Source organism: Bradyrhizobium symbiodeficiens (assembly GCF_002266465.3).
GTDB classification, from domain to species: Bacteria; Pseudomonadota; Alphaproteobacteria; order Rhizobiales; family Xanthobacteraceae; genus Bradyrhizobium; species Bradyrhizobium symbiodeficiens.
Genome location: NZ_CP029427.2, coordinates 585703 through 605364 on the forward strand (window position 1 = coordinate 585703; position 19662 = coordinate 605364).

Below are 19662 nucleotides of genomic sequence, written 5' to 3' on the forward strand. Positions count from 1 at the left end.
AAGAACGCTATTTTGAATGCGCTGCGGCATGAATTCGGTGAAGGTTCGATTGACATGCCTCAACGACGTTAACAGGATGCCATTCGAGACTGGCGAGCCGTTTCCACAGCCACGCCTGCCCCCTTTCAAACCCAGGAGATGCCCATGTCAGACGATGTCGTCATCGTCAGCGCCGCCCGCACCCCGGTCGGAAGCTTCAACGGAGCGTTCGCGACCCTTCCCGCCCATGACCTTGGCGCCATCGCCATCAAGGCCGCGCTGGAGCGCGGGGGCATCGAGCCCGGCCGGGTCTCGGAAGTCATCATGGGTCAGATCCTGACCGCCGCCCAGGGCCAGAACCCGGCCCGTCAGGCTTCGATCGCCGCCGGGATCCCGGTGGAGAGCCCGGCCTGGGGCGTCAACCAGCTTTGCGGCTCTGGCCTGCGCACGGTTGCGCTCGGTTACCAGGCGCTGCTCAACGGCGATTCCGAGATCGTGGTCGCCGGCGGCCAGGAATCCATGAGCATGGCTCCGCACGCCCAATATCTGCGTGGCGGCGTCAAGATGGGCCCGGTCGAGTTCGTCGATACCATGATCAAGGACGGCCTGTGGGATGCCTTCAACGGCTACCACATGGGCAACACCGCCGAGAACGTCGCACGGCAGTGGCAGATTACCCGCACCCAGCAGGACGAGTTCGCGGTCGCCTCGCAGCAGAAGGCCGAGGCGGCGCAGAAGGCGGGCAAGTTCAACGACGAGATCGTCCCCGTCACCATCAAGAGCCGCAAGGGCGACATCGTCGTCAGCGCCGACGAATATCCGCGTCATGGCGCCACGCTCGATGGCATGGCCAAGCTCAAGCCCGCCTTCGAGAAGGACGGCACGGTCACCGCTGGCTCGGCATCCGGCATCAATGACGGCGCGGCCGCCGTGGTGCTGATGACCGCCAAGCAGGCCGCCAAGGAAGGCAAGAAGCCGCTCGCGCGGATCGTGTCGTGGGCACAGGCCGGCGTCGATCCGAAGATCATGGGCTCTGGCCCGATCCCTGCCTCGCGTGCCGCGCTGAAGAAAGCCGGCTGGAATGTCGGCGATCTCGACCTGATCGAAGCCAACGAGGCCTTCGCGGCGCAGGCCTGCGCCGTCAACAAGGACCTCGGCTGGGACACCTCCAAGGTCAACGTCAACGGCGGCGCGATCGCGATCGGTCATCCCGTCGGCGCGTCCGGCGCACGCGTGCTGGTGACGCTGCTGCACGAAATGCAGAAGCGTGATTCGAAGAAAGGCCTCGCCACGCTGTGCATCGGCGGCGGCATGGGTATCGCGATGTGCATCGCGCGCGACTGAAGATTGCTGACACGTAGCTGACGCGCAGTTTGCGCGTGCGCTGCACACGTCAGTGAGTGCGTTGCACGCGACTAAAAAGGCAGCGGTTGCAAATCAAATATTCTTCGCAACCGCGCAGGCCTCGATTAAATACAAACGCCCGGCTCAACGCCGGGCGTTTTGTTCTTGATGTCCGTCAAACCAACCGCATAATCCAACGCTAAAAAGCAATCACGTCAGAAACGTCCGAAGAGTCCAAGGGAAGGAATACGACATGGCACGAGTTGCGTTGGTGACGGGTGGTACGCGGGGCATCGGTGCTGCGATCAGCAAGGCACTGAAGGCGGCGGGATACAAGGTTGCGGCGAGCTATGCCGGCAATGATACGGCGGCGGAGAAGTTCAAGGCCGAGACCGGCATCGCCGTCTACAAATGGGACGTCAGCAGTTTCGATGCCTGCGCCGAGGGCGTGAAGAAGGTCGAGGCCGACCTCGGGCCGATCGAGGTGCTCGTCAACAATGCGGGCATCACCCGCGACACCGCTTTCCACAAGATGACGCTGGAGCAGTGGAACGCGGTCATCAACACCAATCTCGGTTCGCTGTTCAACATGACGCGCCAGGTCATCGAGGGCATGCGTTCGCGCAAATTCGGCCGCATCATCTCGATCTCGTCGATCAATGGCCAGAAGGGGCAGTTCGGTCAGGTCAATTATTCCGCGGCGAAGGCGGGTGACATCGGCTTCACCAAGGCGCTCGCGCTCGAGAACGCCAAGGGCGGCATCACCGTCAACGCGATCTGCCCCGGCTACATCAACACCGAAATGGTGCAGGCGGTGCCGAAAGACGTTCTGGAGAAGAACGTGATCCCGCAGATCCCGGTCAACCGGCTCGGCGAGCCCGAGGAGATCGCCCGCGCGGTGGTGTTCCTCGCAGCCGACGAGGCCGGTTTCATCACGGGCTCGACGATGACCATCAACGGCGGCCAATATCAGGCCTGATATGGCGCCAGGCCCTCAGGTCAAAAGCCTGTAGCCTCAGGCGCGACAAGGCGATAGTGAAGACGAAAATGCCCGGCCTCGTGCCGGGCATCGTTGTCCTCAGAGCCTTCGTCAATGACCCCGCGCACAGCCACGCTGATCGGATTGACCGCGATCCTGATGTGGTCGCTGCTGTCCGTGATGACGGTGGCGACCGGAAGGATCCCGGCATTCCAGCTTGCCGCGATGACCTTCGCGATCGGCGGCCTGGTCGGCCTGCTCACCTGGATCGGCCGCGGCGAGGCGGCGAAGAGCCTGCGTCAGCCGCTGGTCGTCTGGGCGGTCGGCGTGGGCGGCCTGTTCGGCTACCACGCGCTGTATTTTCTCGCGTTGCGCTTTGCACCGCCGGCCGAAGCCGGCCTGCTGAATTATCTGTGGCCGCTGCTGATCGTGCTGTTCTCGTCCTTCCTGCCGGGCGAGCGGCTCGCCTTGCATCACATCGTCGGCGCGATGCTCGGCCTCGTCGGCACGGTGCTGCTGTTCGCCGGCAACACCTCCGGCTTCGCGGCGGGGCAGGTGCCGGGATTGGCAGCGGCCTTCATCGCTGCATTCGTCTGGGCCGCCTATTCGGTGCTGTCGCGCCGGCTCAAAGCCGTTCCGACCGATGCGGTCGCCGGATTCTGCCTGGCCACCGCCGTGCTTGCCGCGCTGATGCACGGCCTGCTCGAGACCACCGTCTGGCCGGAGACCACGCTGCAATGGCTCTCTGTGATCGCGCTCGGCATCGGTCCCGTCGGTGCCGCCTTCTATGCCTGGGACATCGGCATGAAGCGCGGTGACATCCGCGTGCTCGGCGCCGCCTCCTACGCGACGCCGCTGCTCTCGACCGGCTTCCTCATCGCGGCCGGTTTTGCCAAGGCCAGCGCCAACATCGCCCTTGCCGCCATCCTGATTGCCGGCGGCGGCCTGATTGCGGCGAAGGACATGGTGCTGCGGAAGCGATGATCGTCATTCCGGGGCGAGTGGACCTACGGCTGCCAGCCCTTCGGTGCGAGCTCGAATTTCGCGAACTCAAAGGCGGGTGCGACGGTGCAGCCGACCAACGTCCAATCGCCGGTCGTCTCCGCCATCTGCCAAGCGTCCGCCGGCACGATGGCCTGCGGCCGCTCGCCGCCGACGAGGTCGGTACCGAGCCGCACTTCGTGCTGCGAACACCCTTCATGCGCGATGCGCAGCATCAAGGGGCTGCCGACGTAATAGTGCCATGTCTCGACCGCATCGACGCGATGCCAGTGCGAACACTCGCCGCGCGCCAGCAGGAAGTAAATGAGGGTCGAGCGCGAACGCCCGTTGGCGTCCGTGGCCTGGTCGCGGAACGTCTCGCGGTAATGGCCGCCTTCGGGATGCGGCCGCAATTCGAGGCGCGCGATGATCTCGGCTGCGGTCGACATCGATCCCCGTCAGGACTTGTTCTTCGCGACTTATGCTTCAGGACTTGTTCTTGCGCTCGCGCAATTCGCCGAACACGGCGGCGGCATCCGCGCCCTTCATGTGTAGCCTGGCTGCGACCTCGGGCGCATCAGCGCGCAGGAACACGTTTGCTCGCTTCTCGTCACCAAGCAGTGAGGGAATGGTGGGCTTGTTCTCGGCCCGCAACCTCGTCACCTCGGCGGCGCGCGCCTGGAGCGCCGCATTGTCGGGGTCGATGGTGAGCGCGAACTTGACGTTGGAGGCCGTGTATTCGTGGCCGCAATAGAGGTTGAAGTCGTCGGGCAGGGCACGCAGCTTCAGAAGCGAATCCCACATCATCGGATAGGTGCCCTCGAACACGCGGCCGCAGCCGATCGAAAACAGCGTGTCGGCAGCGAACACCGTCTTCTCGGTGTCGAACACGTAGGAGACGTGGTCGAGCGTGTGGCCCGGCGTCTCCAGAACGCGCGCCAGCAAATTGCCGATCTTGACCACGTCGGCATTGGCGACACGCAGATCGACATTGGCGATTTCAGTGGTCTTGTCGTGCGGCGCGACGACGCGGCAATTGTATTTCCGCTTGAGTTCGGCGACCCCGCCGACATGATCGCCGTGATGATGGGTGATCAGGATATCGGTGAGCTGCCAGCCCTCGCGCTCCAGCGCCGCCAGGATGGGGCCAGCCTCGGGCGCGTCGATCGACGCCGTCGCCTTGGTTTCCACATCGTGGATCAGATAGCCGAAATTGTCGTTTAAACAGCTGAAAGTACGAATTTCGGCGGCCATGTCATCTCCATCGGGCTCAGCCCCACCAGACAAATATGGCGTTAACGTTGCGCAGGCAATGCAATATTCCGCACGCGGCGGCGCTCTCGTGCATGTTACATTGCCGTCATGACCATCGACGTCGTCGACCTCCGCGAGTTCTATTCCCGCCGCCTCGGGATCGTGGCGCGGCAAATGATCAATCGCGGCATCAGGGAACGCTGGCCGAGCGCGGAGGGCCAGCGCGTTCTCGGCCTCGGCTATCCCACGCCCTATCTGGGGTTGTTCCGCGAAGATGCCGAGCGCTGCCTCGCCTTCATGCCGGCGGCCCAGGGTGTCTTGAAATGGCCGACGGGGCGGCCGGCGCTGGCCTCGCTGGTCGACGAATTCTCGCTGCCGCTTCCCGACGCCGCGGTCGACCGCATCCTGCTGGTTCATGCGCTGGAGATGTCGGACGATCCGGCCGCGCTGCTGCGCGAGGCGTGGCGCGTGCTGTCACCATCCGGCCGCGTGATCGCGGTCATCCCGAACCGGCGCGGGGTGTGGACCCGCACGGACAGCACGCCGTTCGGTCACGGCCGACCGTATTCGCGCTCGCAGATCACCGACCTTTTGCGCCAGACCTGGTTCACCCCGACCGCTTGGGGCGAGGCGCTTTTCATGCCGCCCTATGCCGGCGGCTGGGTGCTGAAATCCGCGCAGATGTGGGAGCGCGCCGGTGCGGCGCTGTCGCTGCCCTTCGCCGGCGTGCACATCGTCGAGGCCACCAAGCAGGTCTACCGCGCCATTCCCGCCAAGCGCGAGCGGGCGCGGTTGATTCCGTCGCTGGCCAAGCCGGTGCTGGTGCCGTCCTCGACGACGGCGACGCGCGGCTGAAACAAATCGTCCCGGCGAGGCCGGGACGATTCAGTTCAGGAAATCTGGTTCAGGACGTCTGGCGACGCCTTTGCAGCCTACTCGCCGGGGGCCACTTCGTCGCTCGAGGCGGCCGGAGCAGCTTCGCGCTCGGGGCGCGGGCCATGCGGCCGGCGGCGCCGCCGCGGAAAACGCTCACCGGCGCCACCGCCTTCGAAGGCGCCCGGGACATTCGCGCCACCATTCACTTGCGGCTGCGGGCCGGTGATGAAAGAGGGCAGGCGATCGACGCTGCCGGCGTCGGCAACGACGGGCTGCGGCTGGTTCAGCGGCAGCGGCTGAGGCTGGGGCTGATATTGCGGCTGCGGACGGTGCTCGCGCTCGCGGTGCTCGCGCGGCTGCTGGTTCTCGCGCTGATAGGGCTGGTTTTCGCGCTGCTGATGATCACGCTGGTGATCGCGCTGGCCGTCGCGGTCGCGCGCGAAGGGCTGCTGCTGTTGCGGCTGCGGGACGAAGCCCGGCTCCTGGCCGAAATTCGAGAAATTCTCGCCGTCGTCGTCGCCGTCGTCGCTATTGCTGCTGATCGGCTCGTCACCGCGCGGCTGCTGGTTCTGGCGGAACTGCTCCTGGGCCGCGGCGATCAGGCGAAAATAATGCTCGGCGTGCTGGTAGTAGTTCTCGGCCGCAACGGGGTCGCCGGAGGAGCGCGCGTCGCGTGCGAGCTGGAGATACTTTTCGGCGATGTGCGAGGCGGTGCCGCGGATCTTGATGTCGGGTCCGTTGGACTCGTAGACCCGGGTCATCGGGTTCTGGCTGCGCCGGTTATTGTTGTTGTTATTATTGTTATTATTGCGGTTGCGCATCCGCTGCTTGTTCTGACCGTTTCTCATGTCCTGCCTTTAATTCCAGCCCTAAACGTTGCACGCGTTACTGATTGCTAGGAGTGACCTGGTGACAGCGGTTCACATCGCTCGCGCGCACCGCGCGCAAGAGCGGATCGAACCCTGCCGATGTACGTCGACCGTCGCGTTCAACAAGGACGCGTTCCCCACCCGCCAGCACTGAACGCCAGCGAACCCATTCATTTTGCTTGTCGAAACAAGCCCAGCTGTGTTGCGTAAGTCTTCAAGCGCAATATCAGGCTTTCGTTCACTTTGCGGTCGGAGAGCGGCGCAGCTCCAATGGCCATCGCGCTCAACAGGACCTGCGGCTTGGAACCGTTAATCAGTAAAGCTCTCGCCCGAGAGCCCGGCTTTCACCCGTAGGTCTACGGGGCCGGCACCGATCTGTTGATCGGAAGGTAGTCGTTCCCAAGGGATATTCCAAGAGCTTTTTGCAGGCCAATCCGGCTTTTATGGAGGCATTTTTCGGGCTGAAACGGCCCGCGGAATGCCCGCCAGATCGGCCTTGGGTGGCCTGTCCACCGTTAACGCGCCGGCCGCCATCAAGGTTTCAATAGTCCGGGCCTGCCCCTGTCCGGCCTCGACGATCAGCGCTCCGCCAGGGGCGAGACGCTCGGCGGCCTGCGGGATCAGGGCGCGATAGGCGTCATATCCGTCATTGCCGCCGTCGAGCGCCAGATGCGGATCGTGGTCGCGTACCTCGATGCTCAGTATCGGGATTTCGGCGGAGGGAATATAGGGCGGGTTCGAGACGATCAGGTCAAACGGGCCGCGCAGCGCCGCCAGATAGGAGCAGGCGACGAAGCCGGCGCGGCCGGCGAGGCCGAGGGCGACCGCGTTGTCGCGCGCCGTATCGAGCGCCGTCAGGCTGACATCGGTGCCGACCGCAAACGCGTCGGGAATCTCGCGCAGCAATGCGAGCAGGATGGCGCCCGATCCGACGCCGATATCTGCGATGAGCGGGCGCCGCCCCGATATCGCCAGCCCACGAAACATCTCGAGCGCCAACTCGACGACGGTCTCGGTGTCCGGCCGCGGTACCAGCGTCGCCTCGGACAGCCGCAACGGCATGCCCCAGAACTCCCGCGCGCCGAGAATGCGGGCGACCGGCTCATGCGCGAGCCGGCGCTGCGCGTATCGTTCGAGCCGCGTGGCCTCGTCAGGCGTGAGTCGTCGCGATGCCTGCGTCACCATGCCGGTCAGATCGAGCTCCAGCGCTGCCCCGACGAGCAGGCGCGCATCGAGGGCGGCGTCCTCGATGCCGGCCGATTGCAGCCGTGCCGCGAGCGCGCGCCGCGCACTCTCGACGTCATGTCCGGGACCGAAGCCTGTCGTCAATGGAACCATCCTGCCTGGCATCGTGGATAGATCGGCAGGCTTGCTTGCGTCAACGGAAAGGAGCGCGTTTGATCGCGCCTCGCAAGCGAGGAGGGGGTCCATGACGGCCTATGACGACCAGAACGTCTTCGCAAAGATCCTGCGCGGCGAGATTCCCTGCTTCGAGGTTTTCAGGGACGACCGCAGCCTGGCCTTCCTCGACATCATGCCGCGCGCACCCGGACACACGCTGGTGATTCCGCGGGCGCCGGCGCGCGGCATTCTGGATATCGCGGAGGACGATCTCGCCGCCGTCGCCCGGACGGCCAAGCGAATCGCGCTTGCGGCGATGAAGGCGTTTGACGCGGAGGGGATCATCCTTCAGCGAGCCCGCCAGCGGGCAGGTGGTGCTTCACCTGCACATGCACGTCATGCCCGTCAGGGCCGGCGTCGAACTGTTGCCGGCGCAGACGCGCAAGGAAGATATGGCCGTGCTCGCCGATCACGCCAAGCGCATGATCGCGGCGCTTGGCAATTGATTGCGGCGACTGATTAGACGCCGAGATAGCGCTGCAGCAGCTCCGGCTGGGCCTTGAGCTCCTGAGCCGGGCCCTCGTGAACGATGTGGCCGTTGTTGATGATGTAGATCCGGCTCGCCAGCGCCAGCGTCGCGGCCAGATTTTGCTCGACCAGCACGATGGTCTGGCCGGCCGCCGCCAGCTCGCGGCAGGCCTTGACGAGATCGTGGACGATGACGGGCGCAAGTCCCTCGAACGGCTCGTCCAGCAGCACGATCTTGGGATCGCGCACCAGCGCCCGCGCGATCGCGAGCATCTGCTGCTCGCCGCCGGAGAGCTCGGTGCCGCGGTTGCTGCGCCGCTCCTTCAGCCGCGGAAACATCTCGTAGATGCGGCCGAGCGGCCAGCGCTTCGGGGCGGTGATCCCGGCAAGGACGATGTTCTCCTCCACCGACAGGCTGCCGAAGACGCGGCGCTCCTCGTGCACGAGCTGCATTCCCGCCTGCGCGATCCTGTGGCTCCTGCGTCCGGCGATGTCGATGCCGTCGAACTTCACGCTGCCGCTGCGCGGCGTCACGACGCCCATCAGGCTCTTCAGCGTCGTGCTCTTGCCGGCGCCGTTGCGGCCGAGCAGCGCCACCACCTCGTGACGTTCGACGTGCATGGCGACGTCGAACAGGATGTGGGAATCGCCGTAATAGCTGTTCAGGCCGTTGACCTCGATCAGGCTCATGCGGCGATCTCCCCATGCACGCCGCCGAGATAGGCCTCCTGCACCGCGGCGTTGGTCTTGATTTCCTCGGGTGTGCCGGAGACCAGCACTTTGCCCTCCTGAAGCACCGTGACGCGCTCCACCAGCTCGAACAGCGAATCCATGTCGTGGTCGATGATGATCATGGTGCGCCCCGCGCGCGATCGATTTGAGCAGCTTGACGGTCTCGACCCGCTCGCGCGGGCTCATGCCCGCGAGCGGCTCGTCGAGCAGCAGCAGACGCGGCGAGGTCGCGAGCGCGAGCCCGATCTCGAGCCTGCGCTTCTCGCCATAGGCGAGCTCGGCGACCGGCGTGTCCGCGCGGCGGGTCAAGTTGACCAAAGCGAGCGTATGCTCCACCTGCTCGTCCAGGCCCTTGACGCTGGAAAGCTTACGGAACAGGTCGAGCCGGAACTTGCCGCGCAGCTCGGCGAGCGCGGCGATCGTCAGATTCTCGCGTACGGTGAGGCCGGTGAAGAGCTGGTTGACCTGGTAGCTCTTGGTGAGCCCGAGCTGGCAAACCTCGGTGACCTTCAATCCCGTGATATCACGCCCCTCGAACACGATCTGGCCCGAGGTCGGCGCGATCTCGCAGGTCAGCATCTTGAAGAAGGTCGATTTGCCGGCGCCGTTGGGGCCGATGATGCCGCGCAGCTCGCCCTGATTGACGCTGAAATCGATGTCGCTGTTGGCGACGAGGCCGCCATAGCGCTTGGTGAGGCCGGTGGCTTTCAGGATCGGCCCGGAATAGACGGGGTGCGCGACCTCCTTGGCCTGCATCGGCGCCGGCGGAGGTTGCAGTGTCGCCTCAGCGTCCGGCTCGGACTCCGTATCGCTCCGCTGACGCCTGCCGGAGACGAGGCGATAAAGGTCCGCAAGACCGCCGATGATGCCGCCGCGCAGGAAACACACCAGCAGCACGAACACGACGCCCAGCACCAGCTTCCAGGCGGCGCCCAGGCCCAGCGCGGATTGGAGGAAATCCTGCAGGAACAGCCAGACGGTCGCGCCGACCAGCGGCCCGAACAGCGTGCCGCGGCCGCCGATGGCGGTCTGCATCACCAGTTGGCCGGAGGTGTCGAAGGTGAAGGCATCGGGCGGCATGAAGGCCTGGAGCACGCCGAGCAGGCCGCCGGCGAAACCGGCGTAAGCGGCGGCGATCACGAAGGCTGTCAGCTTGTAGCCGTGGATGTTGTGCCCGACCGCGGTGGCGCGCAGCGGATTGTCCCGGATCGCGCTGAAGATAGCGCCGACCGGCGAGCGCACGATCCTGAGCGCGATGATGACGCCGACGAAGTAGCACAGCGCGATGAACTGATAGAGCGACCAGCCATTGGTGAAGTGGAGCGTGGTGAAGCCGAGATTGAAGCTCGGCGTCGGCACCCCCGGCAGACCGTTCTCGCCGCCGGTGAAGTCCGACAGCGGATTGAACTCGACGAAGAAGAACACCTGCGCGATCGCCACGGTGATCATGGCGAAATAGATGCCGGTCCGGCGCAGTGCAATCAGGCCGACCAGGTATCCGGTCGCGGCGGCCGCGATCATGCCGATGATCAGCGCACCCAGCACGTTGCCGAAGCCGGCGCGCGTCAGGAGGTAGGCCGCGACGAAGCCGCCGGTGCCGTAGAAGGCCGACTGGCCGAACGACAACAGTCCGGTGAAGCCGAACAGGATGTCGAAGCCGAGCCCGAACAGGCCCCAGACCAGGATCCGGTTGACGGTGTTGGGCGCGAAGCCGAGATGGGGCAGCACGAAGGGAGCCACGATCAGGCCGACGGCCGTCAGTGTCTCGATCAGGAACGGGCGTTGCTTGAACATGGGAAAATCGCTTACTCGCGGCCCTGGACGCCGAGCAGGCCATGCGGTCGCACCACGAGCACGAGCGTCATGACCGCAAACAGCATCACATAGGCATAGCCGGGGTTGAACATGGAGGTGACGCTGATGATCTCGCCGGCGATCAGGCCGCCGAGGATGGCGCCTGGAAACGAGCCGACGCCGCCGATCACGACCACCACGAAGGTCTGGACCAGGATGTCGTCACCGATGCCCGGTGTCAGCGACACCACCGGCGCGTTGACGATGCCGGCAAAGCCGGCGGCCATCGCGCCGATGCCGAACACCACCATGAAGACGCGATAGACGTTGATGCCGAGCGAATCCACCATCACCGAATCCTCGATGCCGGCCCGCACGATCATGCCGAGCCGGGTCCGGTAGAGGATGATGAACAGCGCCCCGAGCGCGATCGCGACGATGCCGACCACGGCGAGGCGGTAGGTCGGATAGAACATGAAGCCGAGATTGGTGATGCCCTGGAATATCGCCGGCGGCGGGACCAGCTGCGACTGGCTGGAGAAGATCAACCGGATGATTTCGACGAAGCAGATGCCGAGCCCGAACGTCACGAGCAGCTGATCCTCGTGCGGCCGATGATAGAAATGGCGAATGATGACGCGTTCCATCGCGACGCCCAGCAGCATCACGAACAGGGAGCCGGCGATCACGGCGATGATGAACGATTCCGTATACTGGTAGGCGACGAAGCCGGCATAGCCGCCGATCATGAACATCGCGCCATGCGCGAGGTTGAGCACGCCGAGCGTGCCGTAGATGATGGTCAGGCCGGAGCTGATCAGCGCGAGCAGCGCGCCGAGCGCGAGCCCGTTGAAGAGCTGCGAGACGAGGTTGGGCCAACTAATCATGCAATGGTCACGGTTGTGGCGCGTTCCGGCGGTGCGCAAAAAAGGGTGACGCCGCAGGAGCCGGAGGCGACCTACGGCGTCACAGGGGTTAGCGCGAGCTCAGCTGTAATCGCCGAGATGGCAGCCGAAGGCGTCCGGCTTCTGCATCAAGCCTTCGCCCGGGACGATCTCAACCACATCGTACCAGTCTTCCTTGTTCTTCATGTCCTTCTGCTGCTTGCCCTTGACGATGATCACGGGACGGACGCACTGATGGTCCTCGGGACGGTAATGTACGTCGCCGACCAGTGACGGCAGCGTCTCGCCCTTTTCATAGGCCTTGATCACGTCGGGCGGGTTGAAGCTGCCGGCCTGCTCGCACATGCGCGCCCAGTGCGCGAAGCTGACATAGGCGTTCTCCGCGCCCCATTCCGGCTTGTAGCCGTACTTCTTCTCGAAAGCCTCGTTGAACATCTTGGCGAGCGGGAACTTGTCCTCGAGGGTCCACCAATAGTCGGTGGCGGCGAAGACGCCCTGCATCAGCCCGCCGGTCTCGCGCGCGATGAAGGGCACCTGGTAGGGGACGACCAGCTTCATCTTGTCGAGCACGCCGAACTGCTTGGCCTGCTGGGTCGACAGCACCGCGTCGTGGCCCCAATTGACGTTGATCAGCACGTCGGCGCCGGAATTCGCGACGTTCAGCAGATAGGAGGAATAATCGGGCGCGCCCAGCGGCGCGACCTGGTTGGTGACGGTGGTCCAGCCGGCGGTCGCGAGGAAGTCCTGCATCGATTTGGTGACGGTGTGGCCGTAGGTGTAGTCCGGCGTGAGATAGGCGGCCTTCTTGCCCTTGCCGAATTCCTTGACCATCACGGGGCCGATCGCCGCCGCGGCGGTCTGGCCGAAGAAGTTCTGGCGGAAGCCGTAGCGGACGCAGTCCTTTCCGGTCGTGTCGTTCGAGCCGGAGATGCCGCACACGAAGATCACCTTCTCGCGCTGGGCGAGCTTGTTGAGTGCGACCGCAACGGCGCTCGAGGTGCCGCCGGTGATCATGATCGCCTTGTTCTCGCTGATGAAGCGCTGCTGCGCCTGCACCGCCTCGTTCGGCTTGGCCGCGGAATCCGCGACGCCGAATTTCAGCTCCTTGCCGAGCACGCCCTTGCTGGTCTTCGGCGAGATCTTCTTGATCAGGTCGTGACCGCTGTTGATGTGCTCGATCGCGAGCTGATAGCCCTTGAGCTCGTCCTCGCCCTGCACGGCATAGGTGCCGGTGCGCGGAACCGAGATGCCGATGAAGGCGGTGGAACCCGAGACGCCCGCGGGATACGAGCCGATCGGCTTGTCCTCGGCAAAGGCCGGCATTGCCGGCAGCACCGAGCCGCCGATGAGGCCCGCCGTGGTCTGGAGCAGGCCACGGCGCGAGAGGCCACGGCGAATGAGATGGTCAGTCATGATCGTTTCCTCCGGATATCGTTCTTGTTTGCAGGCAAAACACGACCCGTCCGGCGGCAACCGGCCTCAAAGGGGCCTGCCTGCACCGGGCGCGTCACATCCGCGTGTGGCTCCCAGACGTAAACATTGCTTGTGAACACCTTCTGTCAATTTCGCCTTTGGTCGAACGGTGAAAATTATCGCGTGAAAACATATCGGATCACGATATACATTAGTCTTTGTGAGTACGAGGCTGGCGGGTTCGGCGGAGGAAAATGGCGCGGCAGACACCAGTGGCGGGTGCCCGGAAGCAGCAGGCATGGCCGCAAGCGGCGGAGCGACAGGCAACGGAGGGGAGCGATCGGCATGCGGCGCCGCAGCCTGGCGATGCCGCCCGCACTGCCGAACCGCGCAATCGGCCCACCGGCCGACACGGGCTCGTCGTCGGCAGCGTTCATTCGAAGCGCGAGCCCGGCCCGATGCAGAAGCTCAGCGTGCGCGCCCAGAACGTGTTGAAGGAGCTTGCGGTCGAACTCACCGGCGAAGAGCCGCCGAAAGGGACTTGGTCGCCCTCACAGAAATTGCTTCGCGCGCTGACGGCCGAACGCCTCGCGACGGCGCGCAACTGCGGTCCTCATACCATGCGGGAGATCGTGGACTGGGCGCAGGGCTGTGGCGTGACCATCGGCCCGGTGCTCTCGCCGGGCGGCTCGCTGTCGCAGATGTGGGGCGAGTTGATCGCCAAAGCGTCGGCCGGCAGCCTGACCAGCGCCCAGATCGCCGGAGCGCTGCAGCGCTCGATCAGGCGCAAGAGCGTCCGAATTCCGATCGCCTTTCAGGTCATCCTGGTGAAGATCCTGCTGTCGAGCTTCGAATAGCGACCGGATAGCTGTGCATCCACGGCCTCGTCCGGTTGGTTTCGGGGCGGCGTCTTGCTACTTTTGTCTAAGTCGCCCGCCTTCTCGAGCTGGAAGCCCGAGGTAGGGAGACTCGACACGGTCCAGGATGCAAGCCAAGCGATCCAAGGCAACGGTCACCCCTTCGCGCTCGAATAGCCGCACGATGCATGATGCCGATTACGCGGCGCTGGCGCAGTTCCGCTATCAGATCCGGAGCTTCCTCGCCTTCAGCGAGAAGGCTGCGGCGAAGGAGGGATTGACGCCGACGCAGCACCAGGCGCTGCTCGGCATCAAGGGCTTTGTCCGTCCGGGGCCCGCGAGCGTCGGCGACGTCGCGCGCTTCCTGCTGATCCGGCATCATTCCGCAGTCGAACTGGTCGACCGTCTGGCCAAGCTCGGGCTGGTCAGCAGGCTTGCCGACCCCGACGACGCCCGGCGCGTGCACCTCAAGCTCACCAAGAAGGGCGAGCAGAAGCTTCGGGCGCTCTCGCGGAAGAACCTCGAAGAGCTTCGCCGTGCCGCGAGCCCGGCCTTGAGTCGTCTGTTGAAGTCGTTCCGGGTCTTCAGCGAAAGCTGACTTCGCGGCCGATCGCGCCGGTCAGGCCGCCGCGCCTTGGGCGGCGAGCTGGGCGGCCTGATGCTCCGTGGTCAGCGCGTCGGTCAACTCGCCAAGCGCTTCGCCTGCGATCACCTGCGGCAGCTTGTAGAGCGTCAAATTGATGCGGTGGTCGGTGACGCGCCCTTGCGGAAAATTGTAGGTGCGGATGCGCTCGGAGCGGTCGCCCGAGCCGACCTTCTCCTTGCGCTCGGCCGACCGCGCGGCGTCGAGGCGCTGCTGCTCGGCGTCATAGATGCGCGAGCGCAGGATGTTCATGGCGGAGGCGCGATTCTTGTGCTGCGAACGCGAGTCCTGCATCATCACCACGATGCCGGTCGGGATGTGGGTGATGCGGATCGCCGATTCGGTCTTGTTGACGTGCTGGCCGCCGGCGCCTTGCGCGCGCATGGTCTCGATCCTGAGATCGTCGTTCTTGATGTCGACGTCGACTTCCTCGACCTCCGGCATCACGGCGACAGTCGCGGCAGATGTATGAATACGTCCCTGCGTCTCGGTGTCGGGCACGCGCTGCACGCGGTGCACGCCGGATTCGAACTTCAGCTTGGAGAACGCGCCGCGGCCCTGCACCTCGGCGATGATTTCCTTGTAACCGCCAACGGTGCCTTCGCTGGCCGAGATCACCTCGACCTTCCAGCCCTGCAAGGCAGCGAAACGCTCGTACATCCGGAACAGGTCGCCGGCAAACAGCGAGGCCTCGTCGCCGCCGGTGCCGGCGCGGATTTCCAGCACCACGTTGCGGTCGTCCATGGCGTCCTTGGGCAAGAGCGCGACGCGGATCTTCTGGACCAGCTCCTCGATTTTCGGCGTGAGCTCGTTGCGCTCGGCTTCCGCCATGGCGCGCATCTCGGCATCGGTCGCGGGATCGGCGATCAGCGCCTCGGTGTCGGCGAGCTCCTTGACCGCCGCGCGATAGGCCTTCACGGCGTCGATCAGCGGGGTGATCTCGGCGAGCTCGCGCGTGATCTGCACATAGCGCTCGGAGGCGAGCTGCCCCAGCGATTCGGCCTCGAGCGAGGCATGATGTGCAAGGAGCATATCCAGTTTGGCTTCGGGGAGTGACGACATCGGTTCAGTCTCAAATGGCGGAAGGCGACGAGGCGGCAAGGAGCGGCGACGAGGCCCGCTACAACGCCAGGCCTTCGGCTTCGGCAAATTCCGTCAGTTTCTGCCGGATCGAGACGCTGCCCGCCGGCGCGTCCAGCAGCGGGCCGAGCATGGCTTCGGCCTTCTTGGCATCGAGATCGATGACCATCGCCTTGACCGGGCCGAGTGCGGTAGCCGACAACGACAGTGAGTGGTAGCCGAGCGCAATCAGGGCCAGTGCGCCGATCGGCTTGGATGCCATCTCGCCGCAGAGCGAGAGCGACTTCTTCGCCGCCTGCGACTTGCGCGCGATGTCGCGCAGCGCGCGCAGGATCGGCGCCGACAATGTGTCGAAGCGCTCAGAGACTTTTGCATTGCCGCGGTCGACCGCGAACAGGAACTGGAACAGATCGTTGGAGCCGACCGAGATGAAGTCGACCTTCTTCAGGAGCTCGTCGAGCTGATAGAGCAGCGCGGGGACCTCGACCATGGTGCCGATGTCGATTCGCTCAGGCAGCGTGTGGCCGTGCTGGCGCAGGTAAGTGAGTTCGCGCTCGACCAGCGCCTTCGCCGAATCGAATTCGGCGACCTCCGAGATCATCGGGAACATGATGCGCAGCGCGCGGCCGCCGCCGGCGCGTAAGAGCGCACGAATCTGGCCGCGCAACAGGCCGGGACGATCGAGCCCAAGCCGGATCGCGCGCCAGCCGAGCGCGGGATTTTCCTCGATCACCGCTTCCATATAGGGCAGCGCCTTGTCGCCGCCGATGTCGAGGGTGCGGAAGGTGACGGGCTTGGTGCCGGCGGCATCCAGCACGGTGCGATACAGCGCCAGCTGGTCGCTGGTCCGCGGCAGGCTCTGGCCCACCATGAACTGCAGCTCGGTGCGGAACAGGCCGATGCCGGCGCTGCCGGTGTCCTCGATATGCGGCAGGTCGATGGCGAGACCTGCATTGATCATCAGCTCGACCTTCTGGCCATCCCTGGTGACGCAGGGCCGGTCGCGCAGCGCCAGATATTGCGCCTGGCGGCGGGCGCGGAAGCGCACACGCTCGGCGAAGGCCGCCTCGACCTCCTGCGACGGGCGCACATAGATCATGCCGGAGGTGCCGTCGACGATGACGGCGTCGCCGGGATCGGCGATACCAGGCGCGTTCGGCACCTCGCCGACCGCGGGAATGCCGAGTGCGCGCGCCACGATCGAGACGTGGGAATTGGCGGTGCCTTCCTCCAATATGATGCCGCGCAGGCGCTTGCGGTCGTAGTCGAGCAGCGCAGCCGGCCCCATCGCGCGGGCGATGACGATGGCGTTGTCGGGCAGCTGCTCGCGTGACGGCGCGTGGTCCTGACCGACCAGCTGACGCATCAGGCGGTAGCCGAGATCTTCGAGATCGTGCAGCCGGTCGCGCAAATAGGGATCGGTGGAGCGCAGCATGCGCGCGCGGGTGTCGGACTGCACGCGCTCGACCGCGGCTTCCGCGGTGAGGCCGGTGGCGACCGCCTCATGCAGCTTGTGCGACCAGCCCTGGTCGTTGGCGAACATGCGGTAGGCTTCCAGCACCTCGCGATGCTCGCCGCCCTCGGCGACGTCGCCGCGCTCGAGCATGCGGTCGAGATCGGCGCGGAGCTTGGCCAGCGCGGTGTCGAGCCGCTTGATCTCCTTGGGCAGGTCCTCGGCGATGTAGTCCTTGATGACGACACGTGGCTCGTGCAGCACGACATGGCCGAGCGCAATGCCCTCCGACAGGATGGCGCCGACCTTCTGCGCGGAATGGCGCGCGGCCGGCTCCTGGCCTGGCTGCGCCAGCGCGGACAGCTCGCCGGAGGCGATCAGCTCGGCCAGCACCATCGCGGTGGTCTGCAGCGCCTCGAGTTCCTCCTCGACATAATTGCGCTTGGCGCGATTCTGCACCACCAGCACGCCGAGCGTGTTGCCGGCACGCAGGATCGGCACGCCGAGGAAGGAGTGGTAGATTTCTTCGCCAGTCTCGGGGCGGAACGAGAAGGCCGGGTGGCTCTGCGCATCGCTGAGGTTGAGCGGCGTCGCTTCGCTGGCGACGAGGCCGACCAGGCCCTCATGGGCGCTCAGCACAGTGTGATGCACGGCCTCGCGGTTGAGGCCTTCGGTGGCGTAGAGCTCCAGCGTGTTGTCGACGCGCAGCACATAGACCGAGCACACCTCGGCCACCATGTTGGCGGCGATCAGCACCACGATCTTGTCCAGCCGCTCCTGGGCCGAGACCTGCTCCGCCATGGTTTCGCGGAGCCGTCTCAACAAGACGCGGGGACCTCCCGACGCGCTCCGCATGTCCCCTCAATCTCCTCCGTCTGCCCGGCCCGGCGGTATCGGCCGGCGGCTGGCCCAATAATCCAGAAAAACAACCAAATTGTTCGTCCGGCGCAGGCACAAACCCAAAATCTACTTGAGATCAGCGCTTGTACCGAATCAGCGCCGCCCTGAACTGGGACACAGTCTGCGGCAGCCCACCCTGTTCGCCGTATAGCGAATTGAGGCTTGTTTTGCCAAGCAAAACGCCTGCCAAACGCGAATGTGTGGAGACCTCAGCGTTTGCTGCGACCGCTAAGAGAAAATTAGTCCAGCCATGGTCCGGAAAGGTGCGAAGCGGTTTTCCGGAAAGACCATGCTCAAACAACAACCTGAAGCGTGACGATGGTCGCGCTTCAGGCCTGATCGAGACCGTAGAGCGTATGCAGGGTGCGCACCGCAAGCTCGGTATAGGCGGTGTCGATCAAAACCGAGAACTTGATCTCGGAGGTTGTAATGGCCCGGATGTTGATATTCCGCCCCGCAAGGGCCGAGAACGCCTGGGCGGCGACGCCGGCATGGCTGCGCATGCCGCTGCCGATCACCGAGATTTTTGCGACGTCGGTAGCGGTATCCAGCCGTGCATAACCGATCTTGGCCTTGGCGGCGGTAATCGTGTCCTTGGCGCGGGTATAATCGGCTGCCGGCACCGTGAAGGTGAGGTCGGTTGTCTTGCCGTCCTCCGAGACGTTCTGCACGATCATGTCGACGTTGATGTTGGCATCCGCCAGCGGGCCGAAGATCGAGGCGGCAACGCCCGGCTTGTCCTCGATCTGGCGCACCGAGATCTGGGCCTCGTCCTTCGAAAAGGCGATGCCGGTGACGACGTGGCTTTCCATGATCTCCTCCTCGCTGCAGATCAGCGTGCCGGGCGGCTGGTTGGCATGCGGGTCGATATCCTCGGGCTTGTCGAAGCTCGAACGGACGAAGATCGGCATGTTGTGGACCATGCCGAGTTCCACCGAGCGAACCTGGAGCACTTTTGCGCCCTGGGAGGCCAGTTCCAGCATGTCTTCGAATGCGATCTTGTCGAGCCTCTTGGCCTTCGGAACGATTCGCGGGTCGGTGGTGTAGACGCCGTCGACATCGGTGTAGATGTCGCAGCGGTCGGCCTTGACGGCGGCGGCGATCGCCACGGCCGAGGTGTCGGAGCCGCCGCGGCCGAGCGTGGTGATGCGGCCCGTCTTGGGCTCGATGCCCTGGAAGCCGGCGATGACCGCGACCTCCTTGCGCTCCCTGAAGCGCTTGATGATCTCGGTGCCGTCGATGTCCTCGATCCGGGCCGAGGCGTGGGCGTCGCTGGTCTTGATCGGGATCTGCCAGCCCTGCCAGGAGCGGGCCTGAATGCCCATGCCCTGGAGCGCAATGGCGAGCAGGCCGGATGTCACCTGTTCGCCGGAGGCGACGACGGCGTCGTATTCGCGCGCGTCGTGCATCGGCGAGGCCTCGGTGCACCAGGCCACCAGCTCGTTGGTTTTCCCGGACATCGCCGAGACGACCACGGCCACTTCGTGGCCGGCGTCGACCTCACGCTTCACATGGCGTGCGACGTTGCGGATACGTTCGATGTTGGCGACGGATGTGCCGCCGAATTTCATCACGAGGCGGCTCATGACGACGCGTGCATTCCTTCAAAGGGATCAGTATGGTGACCCGCACCGGACGGGTGCCTGTGGACACCGACCGCGCGTATACATAGCGGCGGGGCCGGGGGCAAGCGGGTTCCTGCGGGACCGGGTGCGGCAATGGGTTAACCGAGGT

16 protein-coding genes and 2 pseudogenes are annotated in these 19662 nt (G+C 65.0%); 7 read left to right on the forward strand and 11 right to left on the reverse strand.

Translation table 11 applies throughout. The features are described 5' to 3' along the window. Window positions 1-144 precede the first annotated feature (144 nt). The 3 genes from CIT39_RS02690 (at window position 145) to yddG (ending at window position 3286) form a co-directional block, all read left to right on the forward strand. Window positions 145-1323 carry an acetyl-CoA C-acetyltransferase gene (locus CIT39_RS02690; RefSeq protein ID WP_094973642.1) on the forward strand — a complete coding sequence of 393 codons (1179 nt, stop codon included), beginning with the start codon at window positions 145-147 and terminating at the stop codon, window positions 1321-1323. A 253-nt stretch (window positions 1324-1576) separates the two neighbouring features. After that, window positions 1577-2302: an acetoacetyl-CoA reductase gene (gene phbB / locus CIT39_RS02695; RefSeq protein ID WP_094973592.1), complete on the forward strand. Its 726-nt coding sequence runs from the start codon at window positions 1577-1579 to the stop codon at window positions 2300-2302. Between the two features lie 114 nt (window positions 2303-2416). Beyond that, complete coding sequence (gene yddG / locus CIT39_RS02700; protein ID WP_094973591.1) at window positions 2417-3286, forward strand: aromatic amino acid exporter YddG; 870 nt, start codon at window positions 2417-2419, stop codon at window positions 3284-3286. 23 nt (window positions 3287-3309) lie between these two features. Here the strand turns inward: yddG and CIT39_RS02705 are convergent, their stop codons facing one another. Beyond that, window positions 3310-3732 (reverse strand): cupin domain-containing protein, encoded by a 423-nt coding sequence (locus CIT39_RS02705; RefSeq protein ID WP_094973590.1) that lies wholly within the window; start codon window positions 3730-3732, stop codon window positions 3310-3312. A 37-nt stretch (window positions 3733-3769) separates the two neighbouring features. After that, window positions 3770-4537 carry a hydroxyacylglutathione hydrolase gene (gene gloB / locus CIT39_RS02710; protein ID WP_094973589.1) on the reverse strand — a complete coding sequence of 256 codons (768 nt, stop codon included), beginning with the start codon at window positions 4535-4537 and terminating at the stop codon, window positions 3770-3772. 108 nt (window positions 4538-4645) lie between these two features. On the opposite strand from gloB, the gene CIT39_RS02715 reads away from it, so the two are divergent. Next, window positions 4646-5392, forward strand: coding sequence for a methyltransferase domain-containing protein (locus CIT39_RS02715; RefSeq protein ID WP_094973588.1), 747 nt, complete (start codon window positions 4646-4648; stop codon window positions 5390-5392). A gap of 77 nt (window positions 5393-5469) precedes the next feature. Here the strand turns inward: CIT39_RS02715 and CIT39_RS02720 are convergent, their stop codons facing one another. Then, the gene (locus CIT39_RS02720) at window positions 5470-6261 is read right to left on the reverse strand and encodes a DUF4167 domain-containing protein (protein ID WP_094973587.1); all 792 of its coding nucleotides are present in this window, start codon (window positions 6259-6261) and stop codon (window positions 5470-5472) included. Between the two features lie 462 nt (window positions 6262-6723). After that, a complete protein-coding gene (gene prmC, locus CIT39_RS02725; protein WP_094973586.1) occupies window positions 6724-7620 on the reverse strand; it encodes a peptide chain release factor N(5)-glutamine methyltransferase in 897 nt (298 codons plus the stop codon). Window positions 7621-7711: 91 nt separating this feature from the next. Between prmC and CIT39_RS02730 the strand changes: the two are divergent. Continuing rightward, window positions 7712-8129, forward strand: a pseudogene (locus CIT39_RS02730) (HIT domain-containing protein). 13 nt (window positions 8130-8142) lie between these two features. Here the strand turns inward: CIT39_RS02730 and CIT39_RS02735 are convergent. From CIT39_RS02735 to CIT39_RS02750, 4 genes and pseudogenes are all read right to left on the reverse strand, one after another. After that, complete coding sequence (locus CIT39_RS02735) at window positions 8143-8841, reverse strand: ABC transporter ATP-binding protein (protein ID WP_094973585.1); 699 nt, start codon at window positions 8839-8841, stop codon at window positions 8143-8145. After that, window positions 8838-10677 (reverse strand): annotated as a pseudogene (locus CIT39_RS02740) (branched-chain amino acid ABC transporter ATP-binding protein/permease). The gene CIT39_RS02735 and the pseudogene CIT39_RS02740 overlap by 4 nt, the downstream one beginning before the upstream one ends. Before the next feature lie 11 nt (window positions 10678-10688). Next, entirely contained in the window at window positions 10689-11564 is an 876-nt protein-coding gene (locus tag CIT39_RS02745; protein ID WP_094973583.1) for a branched-chain amino acid ABC transporter permease, read from the reverse strand. Window positions 11565-11663: 99 nt separating this feature from the next. Beyond that, complete coding sequence (locus CIT39_RS02750) at window positions 11664-12995, reverse strand: substrate-binding protein (RefSeq protein ID WP_094973582.1); 1332 nt, start codon at window positions 12993-12995, stop codon at window positions 11664-11666. Window positions 12996-13453: 458 nt separating this feature from the next. Here CIT39_RS02750 and CIT39_RS02755 point away from each other — a divergent pair, with 458 nt between their 5' ends. Together CIT39_RS02755 and CIT39_RS02760 are read left to right on the forward strand one after the other, a co-directional pair. Further along, window positions 13454-13852, forward strand: a complete 399-nt coding sequence (locus tag CIT39_RS02755) for a hypothetical protein (protein WP_244607508.1) — start codon at window positions 13454-13456, stop codon at window positions 13850-13852. 184 nt (window positions 13853-14036) lie between these two features. Continuing rightward, entirely contained in the window at window positions 14037-14450 is a 414-nt protein-coding gene (locus CIT39_RS02760; RefSeq protein WP_244607509.1) for a MarR family winged helix-turn-helix transcriptional regulator, read from the forward strand. Window positions 14451-14471: 21 nt separating this feature from the next. On the opposite strand, the gene prfA is transcribed toward CIT39_RS02760, so the two are convergent. The 3 genes from prfA to CIT39_RS02775 all read right to left on the reverse strand — a co-directional run bounded on the left by prfA (window position 14472) and on the right by CIT39_RS02775 (window position 19514). Beyond that, window positions 14472-15557: a peptide chain release factor 1 gene (gene prfA, locus CIT39_RS02765; RefSeq protein ID WP_094973580.1), complete on the reverse strand. Its 1086-nt coding sequence runs from the start codon at window positions 15555-15557 to the stop codon at window positions 14472-14474. A gap of 58 nt (window positions 15558-15615) precedes the next feature. Further along, window positions 15616-17883: a phosphoenolpyruvate--protein phosphotransferase gene (ptsP, locus tag CIT39_RS02770; protein ID WP_094973579.1), complete on the reverse strand. Its 2268-nt coding sequence runs from the start codon at window positions 17881-17883 to the stop codon at window positions 15616-15618. A 374-nt stretch (window positions 17884-18257) separates the two neighbouring features. Beyond that, window positions 18258-19514, reverse strand: a complete 1257-nt coding sequence (locus tag CIT39_RS02775; RefSeq protein ID WP_094973578.1) for an aspartate kinase — start codon at window positions 19512-19514, stop codon at window positions 18258-18260. Between the last annotated feature and the right edge of the window lie 148 nt (window positions 19515-19662).